This window comes from Seohaeicola saemankumensis (genome assembly GCF_021021435.1).
GTDB lineage: Bacteria > Pseudomonadota > Alphaproteobacteria > Rhodobacterales > Rhodobacteraceae > Seohaeicola.
Map to the genome: position 1 here is coordinate 106,568 of NZ_JAINWI010000014.1, position 25,923 is coordinate 132,490.

The following is a 25,923-nucleotide window of genomic DNA, read 5'->3' on the forward strand; positions in this document are numbered from 1 at the left end:
GCTTGCAACTGACGTGCGGCGGGCCTAGCAAGGGCGCATGCAAGCAATATTCGATCAGGGCGATGCCGCCCCCTGCCCCAGCCCCTTCAACATGGCCTCCCATGTACTGGCCCATGCCGCCGATCTGCCCGACAAGGTGGCGCTCTGTGTCATCGCGCAGGACAGGGCCGATACATGGACCTATGCGCGCCTGGAATCCGCGGTGCGCGGCACCGGCACCGGTCTGCTGGCGGCAGGCTTCAAGCGCGGTGACATCCTGTTGATGCGGCTGGGCAATACGGTGGATTTCCCGCTGGCCTATCTGGGCGCGATTGCCGTCGGTCTGGTGCCTGTTCCGACCTCGTCACAACTGACAGCGCCCGAAGTCGACAAGATGGTGGCACAACTGTCGCCGGCCGGTATTCTGCACGATCCGCGTGTCGCCTGCCCTGAAGATACCAGTCTGCCAGTGATCGACACCGATGCATTGGCCGCAATGCGCGATCTGCCCCCTGCGGAATACGCAATGGGTGATCCAGACCGTCTGGCCTATATCATTTATACCTCCGGCACCTCGGGTATCCCGCGGGCGGTCATGCATGCCCATCGCGCAATCTGGGCGCGGCAGATGATGCATCAGGGCTGGTATGGGCTGACGGCCGCCGACCGCCTGCTGCATGCGGGCGCCTTCAACTGGACCTATACACTGGGCACCGGCCTGATGGACCCGTGGTCGGTCGGCGCAACCGCCCTGATTCCCGCCGAAGGCGTTGCAATCGAGGCGCTGCCGCAGCTTCTGGCCAAGCATCAGGCGACGATTTTTGCTGCTGCGCCGGGGGTTTACCGCAAGATCCTTAGCCATCACGACAAGATGAACCTGCCAACCCTACGCCACGGGCTTGCCGCAGGCGAGAAACTGTCCGACCGCGTGCGCCAGCTATGGAACACAGCCACCGGCACCCCGATATTCGAGGCGTACGGGATGTCCGAATGCTCGACCTTCATTTCCGGCAGCCCTGCCCATCCTGCGACACAAGGCACGCTGGGCCGTCCGCAAGATGGGCGGCGCGTGGCGATCCTTGGCCCTGATGGTCCGGTCGAATTGGGCGCGGAAGGCACGATTGCCGTGGCCGGCACCGATCCCGGCCTGATGCTGGGCTATTTCGGGGCAGAGGCCGAAACAGCGGCCAGGATGCAGGGCGACTGGTTCCTGACAGGCGATCAGGGTATGATGGATGCGGACGGGCAGATCACCTATCTGGGTCGCGCCGACGATATGATGAACGCAGGCGGTTACCGTGTGTCCCCGCTGGAAGTTGAGGCGGCCTTGCTGACCCATCCCGCCATCCGCGAGGTCGGTGTGACCGATATCGAGGTCAAGCAGGATGCCCGTATCATCGTGGCATTCTATGTCGGCCACCCGACCGACGAAGCCGATCTGAAAGCCTTTGCCGAAACCTGTCTGGCGCGCTACAAACAACCAAGGGTATATATACAGCTTGAGGCCCTGCCAGCAGGGGCCAATGGCAAGATCCTGCGCCGTGCTTTGAAACCGATATATGAGGCCCGCCATGGTCAAGCTTGATATCCTCTCCGATCCGATCTGCCCGTGGTGCCTGATCGGTAAGGCGCAACTGGAACGCGCATTGGAGGCGCGGCCCGACCATCCCTTCGTGATCGAATGGCATCCGTTCCAGTTGAACCCCGACATGCCCCCCGAAGGCGCCGACAGACGCACCTATCTGGAAGAGAAGTTCGGCGGCAAGGAACGCGCGGTACAAATCTATTCCCGGATTGCCGGTCACGCAGACGCGGCAGGAATCGAGATCAATTTTGAGGGTATCAAGCGCACGCCGAACACGCTGGACGCCCACCGCCTGATCCATTGGGCGGGGATAGAGGGCGCGCAACACCGTGTCGTCGCAGCCCTGATGCGCGCCTATTTTCAGGAAGGGCGCGACATCGGAGACCGTGACACCCTGGCCGATATTGCCGATAACGAAGGTCTGGATGCCGCCGTGATCCGCAAACTTCTGGACAGCCCCGCCGATACCGATGATATCCGCGCCCGCGACATAGCGGCCCGCGAGATGGGCGTGAATTCGGTGCCGACCTTCATCGTGGCTGGCAAACACGCGGTTCCCGGCGCCCAGTCCACCGAGGTCTGGCTACGTGTGATCGACGAGATTATGGCGCAGGAAAACGCCTCCGTCACGGGCCCCGAAACGGGCGGGCAGGACTAGAACCCGATGACAGCGCCGCGCGCCACTGACCCCTCTGCACAGGGTGCGCGCGCCATGCCGTCCAAGGCAGAATTCATCGCGCTGATCGCCATGCTTTTCGCGATCATCGCCTTTTCGGTGGACTCCATGCTGCCCGCCCTGCCCGTGATCGGGGCCGAACTCAGCCCGCTGGACCCGAACCGCGCGCAACTGATCGTCATTGCTTTTGTGCTGGGCTTGGGGGCTGCAACGCTGGTGACCGGCCCTATGTCGGATGCCTGGGGACGCAAGCCCGTGATCATTGGCGGGGCTTGCCTTTATGTGTTCGGCGCATTTCTGGCTTGGGCCGCTCCCACGCTTGAACTGCTGTTGCTGGCGCGTTTCGTGCAGGGTCTGGGCGCTGCCGGACCGCGTGTTGTCGGCATGGCCATTGTCCGCGATCTCTATGGCGGGCGCGAGATGGCACGTATCTTGTCCTTTGTGATGCTGGTCTTCATGCTGGTGCCCGCCGTGGCCCCCCTGATCGGCAGCGGGATCATCTTTGTTGCAGGCTGGCGCGCGCTGTTCGCAGCCTTCGTGCTGTTTGCAGCCCTTGCCACGCTGTGGCTGGCGCTGCGCCTGCCGGAATCCCTACCCGTAGCGGCGCGGCGCGCGATGCGGCCTTCTGTGATCAACCGTGCTGTGGTCGAAGTGCTGAAACACCGCGTTGTGCGCCTGTCGATCATGGCCCAGACCATGGGCTATGTGCTGCTTTTCTCGACGATCAGCCTGATCCAGCCAGTCTTCGATCAAGTTTTTGACCGCGCCAGCACATTTCCTTTATGGTTCGCAGGCATGGCTGTAGTCTCTGGTTCTGCCTCGATCCTGAATGCGGCACTGGTGATGCGGTTGGGAATGCAACGCCTGGCCGCGGCCGCCTTTGGGGGGCAGGTCATCCTGTCCAGCATCATGACGCTGTTCTGGCTGAGCGGGTTGCGCGGGGATGCGATGTTCGCGGTCTATGTTGTCTGGCAATGCACTGTGCTGTTCCAGTCGGGTCTGACCGTCGGCAATCTCAACGCCATCGCGATGGAGCCGATGGCCCATATCGCAGGCACGGCGGCCAGCGTGATCGGCGCGATTTCCACCGTCGCAGGCGCGCTGATTGCAGCCCCCATCGCGCTGGTCTTCAACGGCACGCCGCTGCCGATGACGCTGGGCGTGGGCGGGGCCTCAGCCATTGCCTTTGGCCTGACATGGCGGCTGGTGCGGATCGAGCGGCATCGTCTGCGGAGCGGCGCCGCGCGGCTTAAATAAATCTGGTATACAACCGCATACCGTCTTTGCAGATCGCCCGCTTTGCGCTATGACGCGCCCAACTGATTCAACCAACACAAGGGGATTTCCCATATGACCAAGATCAAGGTAGCCAACCCCGTCGTCGAACTTGACGGCGACGAGATGACCCGCATCATCTGGGATTTCATCAAGCAGAAACTGATCCTGCCCTATCTGGATATCGACCTGAAATACTACGATCTGGGGATCGAAGAGCGTGACCGCACCGATGACCAGATCACCATCGACGCCGCCCATGCGATCAAGAAATACGGCGTCGGCGTCAAATGCGCGACCATCACGCCGGACGAGCAGCGGGTCGAGGAATTTGGCCTCAAGCAGATGTGGCGCAGCCCGAACGGGACGATCCGCAACATCCTTGGCGGCGTAATCTTCCGCGAGCCGATCATCTGCCAGAACGTGCCGCGCCTTGTGCCGGGCTGGACCCAGCCCATCGTGGTGGGCCGTCACGCTTTCGGCGACCAATACCGCGCCACCGATTTCCGCTTTCCGGGCGCTGGCAAGCTGACGATCAAATTCGTGGGCGAGGATGGCACCGTGATCGAGCGTGACGTCTTCGACGCCCCCGGCGCCGGCGTGACCATGGCGATGTATAACCTTGACGAGTCGATCATCGACTTTGCCCGCGCATCTATGAACTACGGTCTGGTCAAGGGCTGGCCGGTGTACCTGTCCACCAAGAACACCATCCTGAAAGCCTATGACGGCCGCTTCAAGGATCTGTTCCAGAAGGTCTATGACGAGGAATTCGCGGATAAATTCAAAGCCGCAGGCATCACCTACGAGCACCGCCTGATCGACGATATGGTCGCCTCGGCGATGAAATGGTCGGGCGGCTATGTCTGGGCTTGCAAGAACTATGACGGCGATGTGCAGTCCGACACCGTGGCGCAGGGCTTCGGCTCCTTGGGTCTGATGACCTCCGTGCTGATGACCCCCGACGGACAGACCGTTGAGGCGGAAGCCGCCCACGGCACCGTCACGCGGCATTACCGCCAGCACCAGCAGGGCAAGGAAACCTCGACCAACTCCATCGCGTCGATCTTTGCCTGGACCGGTGGCCTGAAACACCGCGCCAAGCTGGACGACAACGCGGAACTCGCCCGTTTCGCCGCCACGCTGGAGCAGGTGACCGTGCAGACGGTCGAGGACGGTTTCATGACCAAAGACCTCGCCCTGCTGGTCGGCCCCGAGCAGAAATGGCTGAGCACCATCGGCTATCTGGAGAAGGTCGACGAGTATCTGAACAAGGCGCTGGCTGGCTGATTAATCGGTCAGGCTTGAGTTGGAGGGGGTCGCCTGTGGGCGGCCCCTTTTTCATTGGAATATCAGCGCTGTATCAACTTAACCTAAAGAGCGCAGGCGCTATACGCCTGCCATCAGGATATCCACCGCGCGGGTGATCGCATCACCTTGGTCGGCGACTGATCCTCTACGGATCAAGGGCGCGCGGCGCACTGCTGTGATCAACCGTGTTGCAAGGACAAACCGCGCGCCGTTGAATGCGATCTCGGGGTTCAGGAACCGCACCGCAGGGTAGCCTGACAGAAGCGGTATGACCACGACAGAGGTATCGGGCGGCAACAGGTCGCTTTCGACAACGACCATGAAGACGCCGTTATACTCTGCCACATCAAAACGGGTCAGCGCGTCCAAGACGGCCCGCCGGGGGCTGTGTTGATATCGGCCAGCGGATGGCCGTTGCGCTCATGCCAGTCCGACTGCGCGGCAAAGGCTGCGGCATTCTCAGCCAGCCAGTTCTGGCGGCGCGCCTCGGCCACGGCTTGGATCAGGGCCGCCTCCGCCACGGCGGAGACATTGATCTCAAGTGTCCTTGCGGCATCTAGCGCCGCGCTGTCGAGCGTCAGGGAAGTCTTACGTTTTGTCGCTGCGGTCATGGGGTGCGCTCCGGTTTATACCGTCAAGATATACCGCATGGTGGGGTGTGGCAAGGTTGGTGTGGGATTGCGAGTGGCTTCATATTGATACCTCGCCGTGACGGTCGGCCCCGAGCAGAAATGGCTGAGCACCATCGGCTATCTGGAGAAGTTCGACGAGTATCTCAACAAGGCGCTGGCTGGCTGGCTGGCTGATTGATCGGTTAGACTGGTGTGGAAGGGTCGCCGATAGGCGGCACCATTTAGTTTTTTGGGACTAGCCAGTTACCTCTTTCTCAATGATATTTGCCAAATACTTGATGTCAGGAGAAGAGATTATAAACTGTATCGTTGCTAACACTTCAATTAACGTTCCGTTTATTTTTTGCGGATTGTAATTTTCAAAGTCTACTTCACCAGCAGGTGTTCCGAATCTCCAACTTAGAACAGGAAGTAGGTTTTCGGAATCGGATGCGTTCAGCTCAATTGAAATTTCGTGACTGAAAGCAGATAATAATTCCTCAAAACGATCTTTTATCTTTCCAGAATGAACGCCGCGATCAACGTTTGCAACAAACTTAATAACCTGCTCTCGGCTAATCCATTCGCCATTCGTGTAAATTATCCTTTGCTTTTTGAAACTTTCTAAGTTGAGGGGTAAAGTCGATTCTGGGCTATAGCCATCAATCTGCAAGGCTCTTGAACCTTTGCTTGCCATGCCTGCAGCAATGTAAATTCCATGCATTGCGGCCCCGCCTGAGACAAAGCTAACAAGTGTTTCTCGGCGAGCTTCCTTATATATCGGGTTGTTGTTGATCGACAGTATCTCAATTTTTCCCATACGTGGGCTAGCAATTTTTTGTAGCAAATTTTCTATTAGTAAACGCCTTAATATGGCGCTGGCATGCCTAATATTTACTGATCGGGTTTCAAGCTTTTTCACCAAGTCAATAAGATGATAATAGTCTTCAAGAAAAGAAATCGCGTCTTTTCGTGTTTCTGCAATTAATTGGGTAGGACCTTTATTCATACCTTCTGAACTCGCTTACATCTCTATTGCTTGCACTTGAAATTTAAGATCGCCAACCAAGTGGTGTGTCTGTCAAGTTCTTTTCTCTCTCCCCCTTCCCTCCCTACCCCCATCCGGTCCACCCTACCCCTCGCCCCGACTCACCAAAGGACCGTCCCCATGCCCTACCTCATCCTCCTCCTCGCTGTGGTGGCGGAAACCATTGGCACGTCCGCCTTGCAGGCCAGCCAACAATTCACGCGACCTTGGCCCTCGGTGCTGGTGGTGGTGGCTTACGGGGTCAGTTTCTATCTGCTGGCGCAGACGCTCGCCTTTATGCCGGTGGGCGTGGTCTATGCGCTCTGGTCCGGCCTTGGCATCGTGCTGATCGCGATTATCGGGTTTCTGGTCTTCGGCCAGCGGCTTGACCTGCCTGCCGTTCTGGGGATGGGCATGATCCTTGGCGGGATCGTGGTGATCCATCTGTTCTCGAATGCCTCGCCGCATTAAGGGCGGCGGCACGGTCCGGCCAAGCGAATAACCCCTGCCCGCTTCCCCCTTGAGCAATTGTCTTTTGATCGGTTTGTGTCTAGCTAACGGGCTGAACGCGAGGGGCAAAGGTCAATGACAATGGTGCGGGTTTTCCAGTGGTTGCTGCGGATTGCGGGCGGGATGATCCTGTTGGCGGTCTTTGCGCTGGTGCTGGTCTACTGGTTCGCCAGCCGCTCGCTGCCCGATTACAACCGCAGCTTCACCGTGGCCGAAGGCGCTGTCAGCCCCGCTGCCGCGATCGAGATCGTGCGCGACAACGCGAACGTGCCGCATATCTTCGGGCAAAGCGATGCCGATGTATTCTATGGTCTGGGCTATGCCCATGCCCAGGACCGGCTGTGGCAGATGATCACCATGCGCCGCACCGTGCAGGGGCGGCTGTCCGAAGTGTTCGGGCCGCGCACCGTGTCGATCGACACGCTGATCCGGCGGCTGGACCTCTATACGCTGGCGCAGCGCGCGGTCGAGGTGCAGGACGCGCGCACCACCGCAGCGTTGGAGGCCTATGCCAACGGGGTCAACGCGCGGCTGTCCGAGATCAACGAGGGCGCCCTTGGCCGTGGCGCGCCCGAGATGTTCCTGTTCAACGCCCCCGTCGCCCCGTGGCAACCGGCGGATTCGGTGGCCATGATCAAGCTGATGGCGCTGCAACTGTCCGGCCATCTGGGGGCCGAGGTCAAACGCGCCCGCACCTCTCTGGCGCTGTCCGATCCCGACCGCATGCGCGATATCCTGCCCGATGCGCCCGGTAGCGGCATTGCCGCCCTGCCCAGTTATGCCAGCATGTTCGACGCGCCCCTGCCGCGCTTTGCTGCAAGCGTACCTATGCCCGATCATCCGCTCTCGCCCTTCCGTCCCTTCGATCTGGCGGGGGCCTCGAACGCATGGGTGGCGGCAGGCAGCCGCTCGGCCAATGGCGGGACATTGCTGGCCTCGGACCCGCATCTGGGCTTCAGCGCACCCTCGATCTGGTATCTGGCGCGGCTGGAACTGTCGGCAGGCGGCGTGATCGGCGGCACGATTCCGGGCATTCCGCTGGTGCTGTCAGGGCGGTCCGAAGATCTGGGATGGGGCATCACCTCGTCTTATCTGGATGATCAGGACGTGTTCATCGAACAGTTGAACCCTGAAAATCCAGAGGAATATCTGACGCCCGACGGGTACAAACCTTTCGAGACCCGCGCGTCTATCGTCAATATCAAAGGCGCCGCACCGATCACGCTGACGCTGCGCTGGACCGAGAACGGTCCGGTCCTGCCGGGCAGCCATTTCGATCTGGGCACGATTACCCCCGATGGTCATGTCGCAGCCCTTGCATGGACGGCGCTGACGCCTGAAGACACCACGCTGAGCGCGGGACTGGGGTTGATGTATGCGCGCACCGTGCAACAGGCGCTTGCCACCGCCGAGGGCTATATCGCGCCCTCGCAGAACATGGTGCTGGTGGATGGTGTGCAGATCGCCCTGAAAACCATCGGCGCCGCCCCGCGCCGCAATGCCAGCCATCAGAGCCAAGGCCGTATTCCCAGCCCCGGCTGGATCGCAACGAACCGCTGGCAAGGCACCATGCCCTTCGCGGCCAATCCCGAATTCGTCAACCCGAGTGGCGGGATCCTGGGCAATACCAACAACAAGATCGTGGACCGCCCGTTTCCCTTGCATGTCAGCCATGTCTGGGGCGACAGCCAGCGGGTGCAGCGTTGGCAGCGGCTGATGCAGGCGCGCGAAGTGCATACCCGCGACAGTTTCATCGAGGCGCAACTGGATACGGTCAGCGTGACCGCACAATCCTTGCTGGCGCTGGTGGCTGCCGATCTGTGGTTCACGGGATCAGCCTCGCCCGAGGGCACGCGCATGAGGCAGCGCCAGCGCGCGCTGGACCTGCTGGCCAACTGGAACGGCGAAATGAACGAGCATCTGCCGGAGCCGCTGATCTATGCCGCATGGATGCGCGCCTTGCAGGACAGGCTGATCCGCGACGAGCTTGGCCCGCTAGCCGATGAATTCACCCATGTCGAGCCGCTGTTCATCGAGCGGGTCTACCGCGATGTCGACGGGGCTGCGATCTGGTGTGATGTGATCCAGAGCGCGCCGGTCGAGACCTGCACCGATATGGCGCGGCTGGCGCTGGACGATGCCCTGATCTGGATCGAAGAGCGTTACGGCACGCAGATCGAGGCGCTGCGCTGGGGCGACGCACATCAGGCGACGCATGACCATCCCACGTTGGGCGAGGTGCCGCTGCTGCGCCATTTCGTCAATATCCGCCAATCGACCAGCGGCGGCGATCACACGCTGCTGCGCGGGCGCACCGCAGGCACCGATCCCGAACCGTTTCTGAACGTCCACGGGGCGGGCTTTCGCGGTGTTTATGATTTTGCCGATCCGGACAGCTCGGTTTTCATCACATCGACAGGGCAATCGGGACACTTCCTGTCCCATCACTATGACGATCTTGGTGAGTTGTGGCGGCGGGGCGAATATATCCCCATGTCGCTGGACGAGAATCTTGCCCGCGCGGCAGCAGTGGGCGTGACCATTCTGCTGCCGCGCTGAGACAAAGCGCAGCCTGACGGGAATTTCGGAAAAAACGGACCTCGGGAAGGCACAATCGCGATACCGGAGACACACGATTTCGAGACTGCGGCATGTTGGCATGCGATGCCTGCGTTGTTTTCTCGACAGGTCACATATTCTGCTTTACAGCCTTGGGTCACAGGCAAGACCTAACGACAATAAAGAGACTTATTCCCTAGATGAACGTGCCCGTCCAGCGTCTGTCCGACGCCGCCCGACCCGCAGCCGCGCTGCAATCGACCCCAGTTAACAGCGACACCGCTCCGCAAGCGATTCACCCGCCACGCACGGCGCAGGAATGGGTGCGTGTGCTGGCCCGCTACCGCGAGCCTGATCCGGCGCGCAGCGCGTTTGAACTGGCAATCAGTATTCTGCCATTTATCGGCATCTGGGCGCTGGCGCTTTGGGCGCTCAGCTTCAGCTATCTTCTGGCCTTTGCGCTGGGCGTGGCCAATTCCGCCTTTGTGCTCCGGATGTTCCTGATCCAGCATGATTGCGGACATGGTGCATTTTTTACCAACAAGCGCACTGGTGACTGGATCGGGCGTTGCCTCGCTGTGTTCACAATGACGCCCTATGACGTCTGGAAGCGCACACATTCGGCGCATCATGCAGCCACGGGCAATCTGGACAAGCGCGGCTTTGGCGATGTGCATACGATGACAGTAGCCGAATACCGCGCTGCCACGCCATTCCAACGCCTGATGTATCGTATTTACCGGCATCCTGTCGTTCTGTTCGGGATGGGTCCGGCTTATCTGTTCCTGCTGCAAAACCGCATCCCTTACGGCCTGACCAATGCCGGCTGGTCCTACTGGATCAGCGCGATGGGCACCAATCTGGCGACGCTGGGCTTTCTGGTGGCCCTTTACGCATATGCGGGTTGGGCGCCGATCCTGCTGGTCTTCCTGCCCAGCGTGATGGTCGCCGCCACGATCGGCATGTGGCTGTTTTATATCCAGCACCAGTTCGAGGAAACCTATTGGGAAGGCGACAGCGACTGGCAGATCCACGACGCAGCGCTGCACGGATCGTCCCATTACGATCTGCCCCCACTGGCACGCTGGTTTACCGCCAATATCGGCATCCATCACGTGCATCACCTTTATGCGCGCATCCCTTATTACAAACTACCGCAGGTGCTGCGCGATCATGGAGAGCTGGCCGAGGCGCAAAGACTGGGCTTCCGCGAAAGCCTGTCCTGCGTGAAGTTCCACCTATGGGACGAGAATGCCCGGCGCCTGATCTCGTTCAAGGCCGAACGCGCCCTTCGCGCAGGATAACAAGGCCGCCGGCTGGATTTTTTCTGCAAGAAGAAACTGAGCTTACAAGAAGAAAGGCGCGCAACCCGTTGGATGCGCGCCTTTCTTCGTTCTTGTCTGACCTGATCAAAGTTCGCGGAAGCGCTTTTCCTGTCGCGCGGTCCACAGAAGCGTCAGATCGAATCCTTCCTCGGTCTGCACTTCGTTTTCGACCACGTCCTGCGCGTGCAGCCAAGCGCGCTTGCGCCCCTCGCTGAATGGCAGGGTCAGCCTTGTCTCATGCCGTGCGGATTCAAGCTTGCGGGTCACCGCCTCAAGCAGCGCGTCCAGCCCTTCGCTCGTGATCGCCGAAATCGCATATGTGTCTTCCTGACGCGCGGCACTGGCGATGATCGCGTCGTGCTCGGACGCCTCAAGCCGGTCGACCTTGTTCCAGATCTCAAGCATCGGCGTGCTGTCCTGCACGCCAAGCGAGGTCAGGATCTCGCGCACATCGCGCGCCTGTTCCACCGTATCGGGATGGCTGATGTCGCGCACATGCAGGACCAGATGCGCGCCCAGTACTTCCTCCAGCGTGGCGCGGAAGGCGGCCACAAGTTCGGTCGGCAGATCGCTGATGAAACCTACTGTGTCGGAGAGGATAATCTCGGGTCCGCCCCCCGGCAGCTTGACCGAGCGCATCGTCGGGTCGAGCGTTGCGAATAGCATATCCTTGACCAAAACATCCGCGCCGGTCAGCCGGTTGAACAAGGTGGATTTGCCCGCATTGGTATAGCCCACCAGCGCGACAACAGGGAAAGGCACCTTGGCCCGCGCAGCGCGGTGCAGCGTGCGGGTCTTGACCACTTTGTCAAGCTGGCGGCGCAGGCGCACAAGTTGCTCGTCGATGGCGCGGCGGTCAGCCTCGATCTGGGTCTCGCCGGGTCCCCCCACGAAACCAAGCCCCCCACGCTGGCGTTCAAGGTGGGTCCATGCCCGCACCAGCCGCGTGCGCTGATAGCTGAGCGCCGCCATCTCAACCTGTAGAACACCTTCATTGGTGCGCGCGCGGTCGCTGAAAATCTCGAGGATCAGGCCGGTCCGGTCCAGAAGTTTGACCTTCCATTCCTTTTCAAGATTACGCTGCTGGACCGGCGTCACAGGCCCGTCGACCAGCACAAGCTCGACCTCGGCCTCCTGCATCTTCTGTTTCAGCTCGGCGATCTTGCCCTTGCCGAACAGCATGCCGGGATGGGGTCTTTGCAGACGCACCACATCCGCGCCCACAACCTCAAGATCGGGAAGGGCGTCGGCAAGCGAAACGGCTTCCTCAAGTTTGTGCTTGGGAAGGCGGCGGTCCTGATCGGATTTGAGTTCGGGATGCAGCACCCAGGCGCGGGTAGCAACCCGGTCATGTTCCATCAATTGTTGTCTTCACCGTCATAAAGGTTGATCGGCTGCGACGGCATGATCGTCGAGATCGCATGCTTATACACCAGTTGGGACTGGCCATCGCGCCGCAACAGCACACAGAAATTGTCAAACCATGTAATCACACCCTGCAATTTCACGCCGTTGATCAGAAAAATGGTCACGGGAATTTTCGTCTTCCGCGTGTGATTCAGAAACGCATCCTGAAGGTTCTGTTTATCGGAAGCCATGCTTAGCCCTTTTATTCTTGCTGTAACCGCGGATCGGTTCAATGTCCCTGCCCGCCCACTATGCTGCGCGGTGGCCGAAGATTCCAGCCCAAAAAACAGCCCGTTACCCCGATACGGTTTCCGGTGCCCGCAAGGGCTGCACGATATGCCGGAGGGTTGCGGATCAATTGCGCCAGTCGCTGCTGCTGATCAAGGCGATCAGGGCCAGCAATTCCAACCGGCCCAGCACCATGCCCGCGCAGAAAATCAGTTTGGCCGTGGCGCCCAGCTCGATCAGGACAACCGGCGCGGCCGAGGCCGATCCGACCAAGGGGCCCGTTGTCGTCAGCGCGGCAATGGCAAGCACCATCGCCTGCTGGAATGTGCTGCCAAGGGCCGCAAAGGTCAGCGTCAGCACCATCAGCGACATGGCGAAGAACATGAAGAATATCCATGCATGAAACGCGCCACGCCGCGCGATCCGGTTGCCGCCGCCCTGCGCGCGCCCGACCGAGGAGGGATGCACCAGACGGTCCATCTCGCGCAGACCGTGCAGGTAAAGCGCCCAGACCCGCAGCAGCTTGACCCCGCCCGCCGTGGTCGCCACACCGCCGCCCATCAGGGCAAGCGCCATCAGCACGATCCCCGACGTGCCCAACCCCGACCAATCCCGCGCCGCGTCCCAAGTGCTGCTTTCAAAGCCCGTGGTCGTCAGGAAAGACAGGATCGTGAACATGCTGCCCCACAGCGCGCGAACCGCCGCCAGCGCGCTGTCCTGGCCCACCACCTGGAACGAGGCCAGATAGTGCCGCAGGAACAGCAAAAGCGTCACCCCCAGAATCAGCAAAACGCCAAGGCGGAACTCGGGATCATGCTGGATGCCCCGCCGCGCCGTGGTGATCGTATCGGATGAAAAGGTCAGCCGCGACAGCCCGAAAAGCAGGAACAGGGCGATCACAACCTCGCCCGCCAGACCGGAAGGTGCTGCGCCCACACCGCCCCCAAGCGGTGTAATGCCACTGGTGGCCAGAACCGCCATCCCATGCATCAGTGCAACCAGCGGCGGATCGCCCAGAACCAGCAACAGCACCCAGACCGCAAGGGTCAGGCCCGCATAGATCGGCAAAAGCTGCACGGCCACGCGGAAGATCCGCAATTGCGGATCGGTCTGCCCGCCTTGGTTGAAGCGTGTTTCGCTCTGCCCCGGCTCGGCCGTGGCGGTCACCTCGAAACCGCCAAGGTTCAGCGGCGCAAGGATCGCCGAGGCCGCAACCCAGATCAGAAAGCCGCCCAGCCAGCCAACCATACCGCGCCACAGATGCAGCGTTGGCGACAGGCGGGCCGGCTCGAACAGGCTGGCCCCTGTGGTTGTCATGCTCGAGACCATTTCGACATAACTGTTCAGGAATGTCGTGGTCGCCAGCGCCTCGTAGAAGGGCACGGCAAGGATCACCGGCAACAGGGTGAAGGCCGCCATAAGCGCCGCAAGGTTCCGCATGGCCGAACGCTGGCGCAGTGTCGAGGCCATCGCGATGGCCACCATCACGGTCAGGATCAGGGTCAGACTGCCCGCATAGAAAAAGGCCCGTGCCTCGCCGAAACTGCGTAGCGCCAGCGCATGTGTCGCGGGCACATACATCACGAGTCCGGCAATCGCTGACAGCAGGATGAAAAACGGCTGGTCCAACAGGCGCTGGCGCATCGCGACCCCGCCTCAGAAAAAGTCGATAGAGACCTGCAACAGCCTCTCGACCTCGGGAACATCTTTGGCAAGACAGAATAACGCAACGACATCACCCTCGTCGATGCGCGTGTCCGAATTGAGTTTGACCACCTGCTTGCCTTTGAGCACACCGCCCACCAGCACGCCTTCGGGAAAGTCGATATCGCGCACCTTCTTGCCCGCCATCGGCGAGGTTGACAGCACTTCGGCCTCGATCATCTCGGCCTCGGCATCGCCAATGGAATAGACACCGCGCACGCGACCATGCCGGATGTGACGCAGAATCGAGGATACAGTCGTGGCGCGCGGGTTGATATAGGCATCAATCCCCAGCGGCCCCATCAGCGGCACCAGCGTCGGATCGTTGATCAGCGCAATCGCCATTGGACAGCCCTCGGACTTGGCCCGCACAGCCGCCAGCATGTTGGTTTTGTCGTCATCGGTTACGCATAGAACCGCATCGGCGCGGCTGATGCTGGCCTCGGACAGCAGCGCCACATCCAGACCGTCACCATTCAGAACGATGGTCCGCTCCAGCGCCTCGGCTGCATGCTCGGCCGATTTCTTATTCTTCTCGATAATCTTGGCGCGGATCTTATGGGCACCCTGCTCCAATGCGCGCGCCACGGCCAGACCGACATTACCCCCGCCAATGATCACAACGCGCTCCTGTTTGCGGGTCGATTTCCCGAAAATTTCAAGCGTGCGGTGGATGTCCTCATTGACGGTGAAAACATAGCAATCATCGCCGACGAAAAGCTGGTCCTCGGCCTCGGGCGCGAAGAGCACACCGTCGCGGCGCACCCCCACGACGATGGCCCGCAGGGTTGAGAAGAGATCCGTCAACTGCCGCAACGGTGTGTTCACGACCGGACAGTCCTCTTCGATCGTGATGCCCATCAACTGCGCGCGCCCGCCCAGAAACACCTCGGTGTCAAAGGCGGCAGGAGAATAAAGCCGTTGCAGCGCCGCATCGGCCACTTCGCGTTCGGGACTGATCACCACATCAATCGGCAAATGGTCGCGCCGGTAAAGATCCGAATAGATCGCATCCAGATAGGACTGGCTGCGAAGGCGCGCGATTTTACGGGGAATGGAAAAGACCGAATGGGCCACCTGACAGGTGACCATATTGACCTCGTCCGAATAGGTGGCTGCAATGATCATATCGGCATCGGCAGCACCGGCCCTGTCCAGCACATCGGGATAGCTGGCAAAGCCCGCAATCCCTTGCACATCCAGCGAGGTCGTCGCGCGGCGGACCAGATCGGCATTGTTGTCGACAATGGTGATGTCGTTCTTCTCGCCCGCAAGGTGACGGGCAATCTGCCACCCCACCTGCCCTGCGCCGCAGATGATGATCTTCATGCCTGCGTTCCCTCGATTTCCGAGGTCACTGGATCGCAGATAGGCCTCTGATGGTCAATTGAATTGTCATTTCCCGCGTAGCAGATCACACTGCACCTGTCCCGTTGCCAAAGGTTTGCATCATGTTCGCTGCTCTTATGTCCCTGCCCCGCCCGTCTGTCACGGCACTTGGTCTGTCTGCCATGTTGCTCGCGGCTTGCGGGCCGCTGGGGATCTACTACAAGGCCGGCACCAGCGTGGCCCTGATGAACGATACCCAGACCACCTGCGAGGTCGAGGCTTTGGGCAAAGTACCCGTAGACCAGCGGATTGTGCGCGAACCTGTCAGGATCGTACCGCGCCAAGTTTGTAACAGGAAGGGCGATTGCACCACCGTCTATGACCGCATCGGCGGAGAGATCCGCACCTATGACGCCAATGTCGATCTCAGGCAGCGTGTGCTGAACCAGTGCATGACGGCCAAGGGCTATACCTATGTGGAACTGCCCGCCTGTTCGCAATCCATCAAGCGTGCGGCCCCTGCGGGTGTAACCACGGTGATGCCGCGCCTTGCACCAAATTCCTGCGCCATCGATAACAACAACGGCACATGGCAAATCGTGACACCGGGTTAGGACGGGCGGGGCGGCAGCGCGGTGCAGATGCGCTGCCTGTTGTCCGACCGGTCGCTTTAATCCAGCAGACCCTCCTCGGCCTCGTCCATCTCGTCATCTATATGCGCCACACGTCCGCCTGGCTTGTTCGAGGTCACAACCCCCAATGATTTCAGCTTGCGGTGCAGCGCACTGCGCTCCATGCCCACAAAATTCGCGGTGCGGCTGATATTGCCGCCGAAACGGTTGATCTGCGTCAGCAGGTATTCCCGCTCGAACGCCTCGCGCGCCTCGCGCAGCGGAAGTGTCGCCAGCGTGCCGGACAGGACAACGCGCCCCTCCTCGGTGACATTCTCGGCCCCTGTGGGAAGGTCGCGCACCTCGATCGGTCCGGCCCCGTCGCCAAGGATCAGCACCCGCTCGATCAGGTTACGCAATTGCCGCACATTGCCGGGCCAGTCCATCGTCTGCATCAAGGCGACAGCATCGAGCGAGAGTTGCCGCAGTGGCAAACCCTGCGTGCGATGGAACAGCGCGATGAAATGCTCGGCCAGCACCGGAATATCCTCGCGCCGGTCGGCCAGTGGCGGCACGTCGATCGGCACCACGTTCAGACGGTGATATAGCTCTTGCCGGAAACGCCCCGCGCTGATCTCGGCAGCCAGATTGCGGTTGGTCGAGGAAATCACCCGCAAATCAACACGCACCCGGTCCGATCCGCCAAGACGCTGGAACTGTTGGTCCACCAGAACCCGCAGGATCTTGGATTGCGTGCCGGGCGGCATATCCGCCACCTCGTCGAAGTAGATCACCCCGCCATGCGCCTGTTCCAGAAGTCCGGGCTCAACGCCACGTTCCGGCCCCTCGCGCCCGAACAGCACCTCCTCCATCCGGTCCGCTTCGATCGAGGCGCAGCCCACGGTGATGAAAGGCGCATTCGCACGGTTGGAATGAGCATGGATATAGCGCGCGGCGACTTCCTTGCCCGCCCCCGGCGCGCCAGTCAGCATCACGCGGCCATTGGATTTGGTCACCTTGTCCAGTTGCGAGATCAGCGCCCGATAGGCGGGCGAGGCGCCGACCATTTCTGCGGCGGTCACGTCTTTGCGCCGCAACTCGCTGTTCTCGCGGCGCAGGCGGCTGGTTTCCATCGCGCGGCGGATCACAACCAGAAGCTGGTCGATATTGAAGGGCTTTTCGATGAAATCATAGGCCCCCTGTTTGATTGCGGCCACGGCAATCTCGATATTGCCATGCCCAGAAATGATCACCACGGGCACATCGGGATTGTCGCGTTTGACTGTCTTGAGGATGTCGATACCGTCCATCCGGCTATCCTTGAGCCAGATATCAAGGATCATCAGGCCCGGCGGCTCGGAATTGATAGCCGACATCGCCTCGTCGGAATTGCCAGCAAGGCGGGTTTCGAACCCCTCATCCTTCAGGATATCCGAGATCAACTCGCGGATATCGCGCTCGTCATCGACAATCAGAATATCGCCCATCTATCTGCTCCTCTTCTGTTTCTGCGTCACAGCAGCGCCAAGGGCGGCCGTGTCCTGCCCTTCGTCGTTGCCGCTCAAATCGGTTGTGTCGTCCTGCTCTGCCGCGACAGGGGGCAAAAGCAGCCGGATCACGGCCATCGCGCCGGGCCGTGTTGCACCTTCGAAACAGGGCGCATCCTCCAGTGTCAGCGTGCCGCCATGTTCCTCGATGATCTTCTTGACGATCGGCAAGCCCAGCCCCGTGCCCTCGTTCCGCGTGGTCACGTAGGGCTCGAACAGGCGGGCACGATCTTCGGGCAGGCCGATCCCGTTATCCATGATACGGATTTCTGCCTGCGCCCCGATCCGCGCGGTCGTCACACGAATCTGCCCTGCATGATCCGCAGGCGCGCCGGTCTGGCGATAGGTTTCAATCGCCTCGCCCGCGTTCTTGATCAGGTTGGTCAGGGCTTGATGGATCATCGTCGCATCAACCTCGGTCTCCAGCGCGTCATCGGCCAGCTCGGTCAGGATCTTCACATCCGGCTGTCCGGCCTGCTGCAACAGCACCGCGTCGCGCACCAATGCAGTCAGGCTTTCGGGCTTACGCTCTGGCTCGGGCATTCGGGCGAATTTAGAAAACTCGTCAACAATGCGTCGCAAATCATTGGTTTGCCTTACAATAACATCCGTCAACAGTTCCAGATCACCACCGTTCTGATCATCCAGATGGCGGCGGAACTTGCGTTTGATTCGCTCTGCCGACAACTGGATCGGGGTCAGCGGGTTCTTGATTTCATGCGCGATCCGGCGGGCCACGTCCCCCCATGCGGCCATGCGCTGCGCCGCGACCAGATCAGAGACATCGTCAAAAGCCAGCACATAGCCCTCCAGCCGACCGTCTTCGCCGCGCCGCGTGGATATCCGCAACAGCAGGTTTTCCAGCCGCCCCGCACGGCTGACCTTGACCTCGTCCTGCGCGGTTTCGGCCCTGGTCTGCTGAAGCTTCTCGAACAGCGCGCCAAACTCTGGCACGGCAACGGCCAGCGACACTGATTGGCGGTCTTCCTGCCAGTCCAGCAAACGTTCCGCCGACCTATTGACGAAAGCGACGCGCCCGTCGGCATCCACCCCCACTACGCCGGATGTGACAGAGCTGAGCACGGAATCAAACAAGCGGCGGCGGCGTTCGATCTGGTGTGTATTGTCCAGAAGCGTATCGCGCTGGCCTTTCAACTGCCGCGTCATCTGGTTGAAATACCGCCCCAGCATCGCGATCTCGTCATCGCCTGCCTCGTCGGGCACCTGCACATCCAGATCGCCTGCCCCGACGCGTTGCGCCGCCCCTGTCAAACGGCCCACAGGCCGCGACAGACGTTCGGCGAACCACATGCCCAACCAGACCGCTGCAAGAATCAGGATCACCGCGAAACCAAGATAAACCAGACCGAATTCAAATAGAACGCGCCCGCGTTCGTTCTCGAGTTGTTGATAAAACCGCGCAGTTTCCTTGGTATCATCCAGCAGGTTCAGCAGTTCGCCATCCACGTTGCGGCTGATATAGAGATAGCGGTCAACGAACTGGTTCAGCCGCACCAGCGCGCGGAATTCGTTGCTGTCCCAATCCTCGATGATCTGTACGCCGCCTTCGCGTGCGGCACTGATCACATCATCGGCGGGTTTCTCGAAATCGAACAGATAGGACCGCTCGCCACGGGCACGGATCTCGCCGGTGCCGTCAATCACATAGGCCTCGCGCAACCCGCGCTGGATCTGGGTCTGGCCCTGCGCCAGCACGCGGCGCACATCGCCATCGCCCATGAAGAACGTGTTGCGGCGGTTGTTGTCCAAATAGACAGCCAGCGCCTCGGCATCCTCGGTCAGATCGCGGCGATGTTCTTCCTCATAAGCCTCGGCCGCCGCCAGTGAACTGCCCACCACCTGCCGCACGCGATCCGAGAACCAGCCCTCAAGCCCGACATTGATCGTCAGCCCTGCAAAGATCGCAACCGACACCGTGGGCACCAGCGCAATCGCGGCAAACACACCTGTCAGCCGCAGATGCAGCTTCGATCCGGCCGAGCGTGCACGCCGCGCCGCAATCAGCCCCGCCACCTTTTGCAGGACCAGCGCCGCGACCAGCAGGACATAGACCAGATCGACCAGAAGGATCAGCCGCAGCCCGATGGCCGACGACCCCTGATCCAGCGGACCCAGCACCAGAAAAGTAGCCACAGCCAGCACAGGGCCGAGCATGACCAGCCCCAGCGTGGCGACATTCTGCACCTTCTTCAGGCGGCGCAAACGCGCCAGCCTGTTCCAGTCGATGCCGCGTTGCGACCGGGTAATCACCCGCTGCCCCCGTCCTGATTGATGCGGCGCCAGAGCGCCTGACCGCATTTATTGCGACAAATCAGCAACGACACTGATTTGCCACTTTTCTGTTGCGGTTTTACATCAATTTGCGGCGGCGTGTCACGCGAATATCCAGATCAGTGATCTTCTTACGCAAGGTATTGCGGTTGATCCCCAGAAGATCGGCACATTTGGCCTGATTTCCACCGGTCGCCTCTAGAGCGATTTCAAGCAACGGGGCTTCAACTTCACGCAGAATACGGCCATAAAGACCCGGCGGCGGCAACATATTTCCATGCAGATCGAAATAGCGCCGCAGATGCCTGTTGACGGAAGCCGAAAGCTTTTCAGTGTCGTTGCCACCGCCGAACACCGGCTCCATCTCGGGCTGGTTGCCCAGAACCGCCTCGACCTCGGCACGGGTGATCTCGTCGGCGCGACTGGTCAGCACCAGACGGCGGATCGCGTTTTCCAACTGCCTGACGTTGCCGGGCCAACTATAGGCGCGCATCAGTTCAACCGCATCGCGCGACAAACGGCGCTTGGGCGCACCGTCGCGTTCACTCCGGAACAGAAAGTGTTCGGAGAGCAGCGGAATATCGTCCACACGCTCGCGCAGCGATGGCACCTCGATCGTGGCCCCACCCAGACGGTAATACAAATCCTGCCGCATCCGCCCCTGATCCATCGCCTGCCCAAGATTGCTCTGGCTGGTGGCCATGAAGCGGGGCAACTGATCGCCGGGGCTGTCCATCATCCGCACAATACGAGCCTGACTTTCAGGGTCGATATCGCCGATCTCGTCAAACAGGACCGAGCCCCCCTTGGCCCGCGCCAGAACCCGTGCAGGACCTTCGATATCCTGCAAATCGCTGGCGGTGACAGTCACGAAGGGCAAGGTGCGCCTGTCGGAAAAGTCGTGGATCGCGCGCGCGATCAGGGATTTTCCAGTCCCGCTTTCGCCCGAAATCAGCACCGGCAAATCGGTGTTCATCACCCGCGCGACCAGACGGTAAAGCGCCTGCATGGCTGGCGTGCGCCCGACCAGCGGCAGATCGTCCGGCCGCTCGGTCGCGTCATTCACCGGCGCCGCGGGCGCGACGCGACGGCGGCTTTCCAGCGCACGCGCCGTGCGTTTCATCAGATCGGGAAGATCGAAAGGTTTGGGCAGATAGTCATAAGCCTCGGCCTCGGCAGCCTGAATTGCCGTCATGATGGTATTCTGGGCCGATATCACGATCACCGGCAGACCGGGACGGTCCTGCGCGATCTTGGGCAGCATTTCGAGCCCGTTGCCATCGGGCATCATCACGTCCGAGATCACCACATCGCCCTTGCCCTCCGCCACCCAGCGCATCAGCGTCGTCAGGCTGGATGTCGCATGCACCTTGCAGCCCGCCCGCGTCAGGGCCTGTGTCAGCACCGTGCGGATGGTGCGATCGTCATCGGCGACAAGAACGGTTCCGTCCATCGGCGTCTACTCCCTTGAAGACTTTGAATTGGTGGTATTGCGGCTGAGCGGCTTGTCGCGCGGCGCGCGCGGCAGCGACATGCGAAAGACGGTGCGTCCGGGCACGGAATCGACCGAGATCCAGCCGTGATGGTCCGACATGATCTTGCTGACCAACGCCAGACCCAGCCCCGTGCCATTCTCGCGGCCCGACACGAAAGGATCGAAAATATCCCCTGCAATATCGGGCGGCAGACCGGGGCCATCGTCGATCACCTCGATCTGCAACGGCAGGGACTGGCCCGTCCCGTCGCTGCGACGCAGGCGGAAGGAATGCTCGAAATAGGACCGAAGACGTATCGTTCCGCCTTTTTTATCAGCAGCTTCCGAGGCGTTTTTAACCAGGTTAAGAACCACCTGCAGCAACTGGTCGGGATCACCCCATGCCATCGGCAGCGACGGGTCATAATCCTCGATGATCTTCATATGCGCGCCGAACCCCAGCAATGCCGAACGCCGTGCGCGGTCCAGAACGTCATGGATATTGACTTCGCGCTGGTCGGGCGGGCTGAGGTTGCCGAATTGCTCGACCTGCTCCAGCAGTTTCACGATCCGGCGGCTTTCCTCGACGATCAGATCGGTCAGTTCCATATCCTCGGCACTCAGACCCATCGACAGCAGTTGCGCCGCCCCTGTGATGCCCGCCAACGGGTTCTTGATCTCGTGGGCCAGCATCTCGGCCATGCCGATCGCGGATTTTGCAGCCGATTTCACCGAATGAGAATGCGTCACCCGCCCCGCCAGTTCCCGCGGCGAGATCAGCAGGATCATGAAACCGGGCCGTCCCTGCAACGGGGCGATCTGGAGATTGCAATGCAGCGGCACACGCTCACCCGTGCCCACATCGACGTCATTGACGAAAAGCGGGGTGGAGGTCTCGCGCGCCCGGTCGAATGCTTCCTGCATGGGCGCGTCCACCATCACGCGGTCCCAGACGGGCTGTCCGCGCACGGATTTCAGCGATGCGTTGAGGAAAAGCTCCGCCGCCGGATTGGCGTCGTCGATCATATCGTCGGGATCAAGCAGAATCGCCGGAACCGGAAGTGAGGACCATAGGGCAGATTCGTCGATCACGCAGCGTGCCTCCGCTCGGCCTGTCCGGATGGGGTCCGAGAGGATGAGGATGCAGCCAACGCATCGGGCAGCAGTGACAGCACCTCTTGCGGCGTCCTGGCGGTCAGGATGCGGTGACGCAAGGCTGCCTCGGTGCCTGCATGATCCATATACCAGCCGAAATGCTTGCGGGCCATCCGCAGCCCCAAATCCACGCCATAGAAGATCAACATCGACTCGTAATGTCCTGAAACCATTGCCACCATATCCGATCCGCGCGGGATATGCGGCGCGGGCTGTCCGAACAGGTCATGTGCGATACCGGCCAGCAGCCAAGGTTTGCCCTGTGCTGCGCGCCCAACCATCACACCGTCAGCGCCTGACAGACGCAACGCCTCGGCAGCGGTTGTGCTATCCGTGATATCGCCATTCGCAATGACCTGAATCCGCACCGCCTGCTTGACTGCGGCAATTGCGGCCCAATCCGCCTGCCCCTTGTAGAACTGGCAGCGCGTGCGTCCGTGGATCGTGATCATTCGCACGCCCGCAGCCTCTGCCCGCCGCGCGATATCGGGCGCATTCAGGCAGTCCGTATCCCAGCCCAGACGGGTCTTGAGGGTCACTGGCACCTTCACCGCCGCGACAACCGCCTCAATCAAACGCAAGGCATGATCCGGTTCGCGCATCAAGGCCGAGCCAGACATGCCACCCACGACCTTTTTCGCGGGGCAACCCATATTGATGTCGATGATCCGCGCGCCAGAGGCTTCGATCATGCGCGCGGCCTCGGCCATCCAATGCGGATCGCGTCCTGCGATCTGCACCGATGTGCCCGCTACATCCGCGCCCAGTTCGGCCCGGTCACGCGCCTCAAGCCGGCCTGTCACCATCTCGCGGCAGGCAACCATCTCGCTGACGACAAGCCCCGCCCCGAAGGACGCGACCAGCGACCGGAACGGCAGATCGGTGATTCCCGCCAGCGGAGCCAGCAGAACCGGTGAGGGTAGAATGTGATCTCCAATCAGCAATGGCATGCCTAATCCTTGTGCGTTGGCCTCTGGCTAACGCAGGGCGGAGGGCCCGACAACGAAACCAGCGAGGAACATGGGCCTAATATAGGCAAACCCTGTAGAATTGCCTAATTATTAAGCAAAGCGACTGACAAACTGGCACATTGCCCTTTGGTCGCCTGCGTCCTATGCAGATGATAAACGCGTTCAGCAAGACTGGATCACAGGTGCGACAACCCAAAACCCAGCAAGAGCATCGCTCATGAGCACGGCCGCGATCATTGTCGCCGCAGGGCGCGGCACCCGTGCGGGCGGAGACAAGCCCAAGCAATGGCAGGCGCTGGCGGGGCGTCGTGTGATTGACTGGACACTGGAACGGTTCCTGCACGCGCCGGGGATCGACACGGTTCTGGTTGTCTTGCATCCCGATGATCTGGGGGTGTTTGACGCCCCCGAAGGCGTATGTGTCACCACCGGCGGCGCCAGCCGCGATATCTCGGTCCGCAACGGACTTGAGGCGCTGGACGGACACGGGATCACCCGCGTGCTGATCCATGATGTCGCCCGTCCCTGCACACCAGCCCGACTGATACAGGACGTGCTGGGCGCACTCGACCATGCCGACGCCGCAGCCCCCGGCCTGCCCGTCACTGACGCGCTGTGGCGTGGCAAGCAAGGCCATGTCGCAGACACACCCGCGCGTGCCGATCTTTTTCGCGCCCAAACCCCGCAGGGTTTCCACTTTGACCGATTGCTCGCGGCCCATCGCGCGCATCAGGGCGGTGCCGCCGACGATGTCGAGGTCGCCCGCGCCGCAGGGATGAGGGTTGTCATCACCCCCGGCCATGAAGACAATCTGAAAATCACCACGCCCGAGGATTTCGTCAGGGCCGACCGCATCTTGAAAGGACACCCGAGCGCCATGGATATCAGACTGGGCAATGGCTATGATGTGCACCGCTTCGGGCCGGGGGATCATGTGATGCTTTGCGGTGTAGCCGTGCCACACGGGCGCGGGCTGGTCGGCCATTCCGATGCCGATGTGGGCATGCATGCGGTGACCGATGCGATCTATGGCGCACTGGCCATGGGCGATATCGGGCGGCATTTCCCACCGTCTGATCCGCAATGGAAAGGTGCGGCCAGCCATATATTTTTGCGCCATGCAGTCGGACTCGCGCTGGAACTTGGTTTTCAGATCAGTAACATAGACTGCACACTTGTCTGCGAATTCCCCAAAATCGGCCCGCATGCGGCGGCGATGCAAACCGAAATGGCCGCAATCATGGGGCTTGACCCATCCCGCGTGTCGGTCAAGGCCACCACCAGCGAAAGACTGGGCTTTACAGGCCGCGAGGAAGGCATCGCCGCACTGGCTACGGCAGCACTGGTGAAAGCATGAGCACCGCCAGCCACCTGATCGCGACCTTCTTCTATGTGGGTCATCTGAAACCGGCCCCCGGCACATGGGGGTCACTGGCCGCCTTACCCATTGGCTGGGCACTCTTCACGCTGGGAGGTCTGCCGCTGTTTTCTGCGGGAATCGTGCTGGCCTGTGCGTTAGGATGGTGGGCCACCGCGCTGGAAACAAAAGGCAAAGCCGATCACGATCCCTCGGAAATCGTGATCGACGAGGTGGCCGGCCAGTGGATTGCCCTGTTGCCCGTGATGATCGGTGCCAGCCATTCCGGCGCGGGCGTTCTGGCCCTCTGGCCCGGTTGGGTGACGGCCTTTGTAGCGTTCCGCTTATTCGATATCACGAAGCTCGGCCCTGTCGGTTGGGCTGACCGGCAGTACGGCCCTTTGGGTGTCATGCTGGATGATGTGATCGCAGGCGTCTTCGCGGCGCTTGTGGTTGGACTGGGGGCCTATATCTCGCATGGCGTGTTGGGGGTCTGACATGGACCGTGCTGTTGATAGCCTGCTGGATGCCTACCGGCGCGCAGGCTTGCGGATTGCCACCGCAGAAAGCTGCACAGGCGGGATGGTGGCCGCAGCGCTGACTGATGTGGCCGGATCATCCGATGTGTTCGAGCGCGGTGTCGTCACCTATTCCAACGCAGCCAAGACCGATCTGCTGGGCGTATCGCCTGAAACGCTCGCCGCGTATGGGGCGGTCTCCGAAGAGGTCGCGCAGGAAATGGCCAAGGGTGCACTGGCCACGTCACAGGCCGATGTCGCGGTCTCGGTCACAGGTATCGCAGGTCCGGGCGGGTCGGAGTTCAAACCCGAAGGACGCGTCTGCTTCGGACTGGCCCGCAAAGGCCGTCCCACCAGGGTCGAAACTGTCGAATTCGGCGCGCAGGGCCGTGCCTCTGTTCGCCTTGCTGCCACAGATCATGCGTTGGACATGCTGCGGTCAGCACTGGCCTGACATTCATATCGCCGCATA

General features: G+C 61.0%; 23 protein-coding genes. 11 read left to right on the forward strand and 12 right to left on the reverse strand.

Annotated elements, in window-relative coordinates; genetic code table 11:
* Positions 1–37 precede the first annotated feature (37 nt).
* The 4 genes from K7H22_RS12950 to K7H22_RS12965 all read left to right on the forward strand — a co-directional run bounded on the left by K7H22_RS12950 (position 38) and on the right by K7H22_RS12965 (position 4,805).
* Positions 38–1,564, forward strand: a complete 1,527-nt coding sequence (locus K7H22_RS12950; RefSeq protein ID WP_230801283.1) for a class I adenylate-forming enzyme family protein — start codon at positions 38–40, stop codon at positions 1,562–1,564.
* Positions 1,551–2,222 carry a DsbA family oxidoreductase gene (locus K7H22_RS12955; protein ID WP_230801284.1) on the forward strand — a complete coding sequence of 224 codons (672 nt, stop codon included), beginning with the start codon at positions 1,551–1,553 and terminating at the stop codon, positions 2,220–2,222. Before K7H22_RS12950 ends, K7H22_RS12955 begins: the two co-directional genes overlap by 14 nt.
* Positions 2,223–2,228: 6 nt before the next feature.
* On the forward strand, positions 2,229–3,497 hold the full coding sequence (locus tag K7H22_RS12960) for an MFS transporter (RefSeq protein ID WP_230801285.1): 1,269 nt from the start codon (positions 2,229–2,231) through the stop codon (positions 3,495–3,497).
* 93 nt (positions 3,498–3,590) lie between these two features.
* On the forward strand, positions 3,591–4,805 hold the full coding sequence (locus K7H22_RS12965; RefSeq protein WP_230801286.1) for an NADP-dependent isocitrate dehydrogenase: 1,215 nt from the start codon (positions 3,591–3,593) through the stop codon (positions 4,803–4,805).
* Positions 4,806–4,904: 99 nt separating this feature from the next.
* Here the strand turns inward: K7H22_RS12965 and K7H22_RS12970 are convergent, their stop codons facing one another.
* The 3 genes from K7H22_RS12970 to K7H22_RS12980 all read right to left on the reverse strand — a co-directional run bounded on the left by K7H22_RS12970 (position 4,905) and on the right by K7H22_RS12980 (position 6,446).
* A complete protein-coding gene (locus K7H22_RS12970; protein WP_230801287.1) occupies positions 4,905–5,195 on the reverse strand; it encodes a CcdB family protein in 291 nt (96 codons plus the stop codon).
* On the reverse strand, positions 5,183–5,437 hold the full coding sequence (locus K7H22_RS12975) for a type II toxin-antitoxin system CcdA family antitoxin (RefSeq protein ID WP_230801288.1): 255 nt from the start codon (positions 5,435–5,437) through the stop codon (positions 5,183–5,185). Before K7H22_RS12975 ends, K7H22_RS12970 begins: the two co-directional genes overlap by 13 nt.
* A gap of 256 nt (positions 5,438–5,693) precedes the next feature.
* A complete protein-coding gene (locus K7H22_RS12980; protein WP_230801289.1) occupies positions 5,694–6,446 on the reverse strand; it encodes a hypothetical protein in 753 nt (250 codons plus the stop codon).
* A gap of 159 nt (positions 6,447–6,605) precedes the next feature.
* On the opposite strand from K7H22_RS12980, the gene K7H22_RS12985 reads away from it, so the two are divergent.
* From K7H22_RS12985 to K7H22_RS12995, 3 genes are all read left to right on the forward strand, one after another.
* Positions 6,606–6,935, forward strand: a complete 330-nt coding sequence (locus K7H22_RS12985) for an SMR family transporter (RefSeq protein WP_230801290.1) — start codon at positions 6,606–6,608, stop codon at positions 6,933–6,935.
* Between the two features lie 120 nt (positions 6,936–7,055).
* Complete coding sequence (locus tag K7H22_RS12990; RefSeq protein ID WP_230801416.1) at positions 7,056–9,533, forward strand: penicillin acylase family protein; 2,478 nt, start codon at positions 7,056–7,058, stop codon at positions 9,531–9,533.
* A gap of 200 nt (positions 9,534–9,733) precedes the next feature.
* The gene (locus K7H22_RS12995) at positions 9,734–10,837 is read left to right on the forward strand and encodes a fatty acid desaturase (RefSeq protein ID WP_230801291.1); all 1,104 of its coding nucleotides are present in this window, start codon (positions 9,734–9,736) and stop codon (positions 10,835–10,837) included.
* Positions 10,838–10,942: 105 nt separating this feature from the next.
* On the opposite strand, the gene hflX is transcribed toward K7H22_RS12995, so the two are convergent.
* The 4 genes from hflX to trkA all read right to left on the reverse strand — a co-directional run bounded on the left by hflX (position 10,943) and on the right by trkA (position 15,526).
* The gene (gene hflX / locus K7H22_RS13000) at positions 10,943–12,217 is read right to left on the reverse strand and encodes a GTPase HflX (RefSeq protein WP_230801292.1); all 1,275 of its coding nucleotides are present in this window, start codon (positions 12,215–12,217) and stop codon (positions 10,943–10,945) included.
* Entirely contained in the window at positions 12,217–12,456 is a 240-nt protein-coding gene (gene hfq / locus K7H22_RS13005; protein WP_090267414.1) for an RNA chaperone Hfq, read from the reverse strand. The genes hflX and hfq overlap by 1 nt, the downstream gene beginning before the upstream one ends.
* A gap of 163 nt (positions 12,457–12,619) precedes the next feature.
* Positions 12,620–14,137 carry a potassium transporter TrkG gene (locus K7H22_RS13010; RefSeq protein ID WP_230801293.1) on the reverse strand — a complete coding sequence of 506 codons (1,518 nt, stop codon included), beginning with the start codon at positions 14,135–14,137 and terminating at the stop codon, positions 12,620–12,622.
* Positions 14,138–14,149: 12 nt separating this feature from the next.
* The gene (trkA, locus tag K7H22_RS13015; RefSeq protein ID WP_230801294.1) at positions 14,150–15,526 is read right to left on the reverse strand and encodes a Trk system potassium transporter TrkA; all 1,377 of its coding nucleotides are present in this window, start codon (positions 15,524–15,526) and stop codon (positions 14,150–14,152) included.
* A gap of 122 nt (positions 15,527–15,648) precedes the next feature.
* On the opposite strand from trkA, the gene K7H22_RS13020 reads away from it, so the two are divergent.
* A complete protein-coding gene (locus tag K7H22_RS13020) occupies positions 15,649–16,140 on the forward strand; it encodes a hypothetical protein (RefSeq protein ID WP_230801295.1) in 492 nt (163 codons plus the stop codon).
* A gap of 56 nt (positions 16,141–16,196) precedes the next feature.
* Here the strand turns inward: K7H22_RS13020 and K7H22_RS13025 are convergent, their stop codons facing one another.
* The 5 genes from K7H22_RS13025 to dusB form a co-directional block, all read right to left on the reverse strand.
* Complete coding sequence (locus K7H22_RS13025; RefSeq protein ID WP_230801296.1) at positions 16,197–17,624, reverse strand: sigma-54-dependent transcriptional regulator; 1,428 nt, start codon at positions 17,622–17,624, stop codon at positions 16,197–16,199.
* Positions 17,625–19,859, reverse strand: coding sequence for a sensor histidine kinase NtrY-like (locus K7H22_RS13030; RefSeq protein WP_230801417.1), 2,235 nt, complete (start codon positions 19,857–19,859; stop codon positions 17,625–17,627).
* 196 nt (positions 19,860–20,055) lie between these two features.
* On the reverse strand, positions 20,056–21,429 hold the full coding sequence (locus K7H22_RS13035; RefSeq protein WP_230801297.1) for a response regulator: 1,374 nt from the start codon (positions 21,427–21,429) through the stop codon (positions 20,056–20,058).
* 6 nt (positions 21,430–21,435) lie between these two features.
* Positions 21,436–22,542: a two-component system sensor histidine kinase NtrB gene (locus K7H22_RS13040; RefSeq protein ID WP_230801298.1), complete on the reverse strand. Its 1,107-nt coding sequence runs from the start codon at positions 22,540–22,542 to the stop codon at positions 21,436–21,438.
* Positions 22,539–23,555 (reverse strand): tRNA dihydrouridine synthase DusB, encoded by a 1,017-nt coding sequence (gene dusB / locus K7H22_RS13045; protein WP_230801299.1) that lies wholly within the window; start codon positions 23,553–23,555, stop codon positions 22,539–22,541. Before dusB ends, K7H22_RS13040 begins: the two co-directional genes overlap by 4 nt.
* A gap of 238 nt (positions 23,556–23,793) precedes the next feature.
* Here dusB and K7H22_RS13050 point away from each other — a divergent pair, with 238 nt between their 5' ends.
* The 3 genes from K7H22_RS13050 to K7H22_RS13060 are packed head-to-tail and all read left to right on the forward strand — an operon-like array spanning position 23,794 to position 25,905.
* Entirely contained in the window at positions 23,794–24,933 is a 1,140-nt protein-coding gene (locus tag K7H22_RS13050) for a bifunctional 2-C-methyl-D-erythritol 4-phosphate cytidylyltransferase/2-C-methyl-D-erythritol 2,4-cyclodiphosphate synthase (protein ID WP_230801300.1), read from the forward strand.
* Entirely contained in the window at positions 24,930–25,430 is a 501-nt protein-coding gene (locus tag K7H22_RS13055) for a phosphatidylglycerophosphatase A (protein ID WP_230801301.1), read from the forward strand. Before K7H22_RS13050 ends, K7H22_RS13055 begins: the two co-directional genes overlap by 4 nt.
* Position 25,431: 1 nt before the next feature.
* Positions 25,432–25,905, forward strand: a complete 474-nt coding sequence (locus tag K7H22_RS13060) for a CinA family protein (protein WP_230801302.1) — start codon at positions 25,432–25,434, stop codon at positions 25,903–25,905.
* Positions 25,906–25,923 lie beyond the last annotated feature (18 nt).